Raw genomic sequence first — 503 nt, forward strand, 5'->3', positions numbered from 1 at the left:
CGCGACGCTCACGGCCGGCTGACCCGCAAGACCCTGCCTGACGGCAACACCGTCGACTATCGCTACGACGGCCTCGGCCGCCTGGTCAGCGTCGCGGACCGCGACACCGACTGGCCGCTGGAATTCGAATACGACCGGCACGACCGGCTGATCACCGAGCACCAGGGCTGGGGCACCCTGCGTTATCGCTACGACGCCTGCGGTCGGCTCGAGCAGCTGCGCCTGCCGGACCACAGCACCCTCGACTACCACCACGGCCAGGGCGGGGCGCTGAGCGCCATCGACCTCAACGGCGCCCGGCTGACTACGCACGTCTTTGACGCCGGACGTGAACAACAGCGCCAGCAAGGCCAACTGCTCAGCCAGTACCAGTACGACGAGCAGGGCCGCCTGCAGGCCCACGCCCTCAGCCAGCAACAACAGTCGCGGTACCACCGGCATTACCGCTACGCCGCCAACGGCAACCTGGCCCTCCTCAGCGACAGTCGCCACGGCCAGCGCCG

Annotated in this window: 1 protein-coding gene; it reads left to right on the forward strand. The window is 69.2% G+C overall.

Annotated elements, in window-relative coordinates; all coding sequences use genetic code 11:
* On the forward strand, positions 1-503 hold a 503-nt coding region (locus tag AC07VR_RS31665), incomplete at both ends, for an RHS repeat domain-containing protein (protein WP_495013652.1).

It is taken from the genome of Pseudomonas sp. GW821-FHT02H09 (assembly GCF_059421425.1).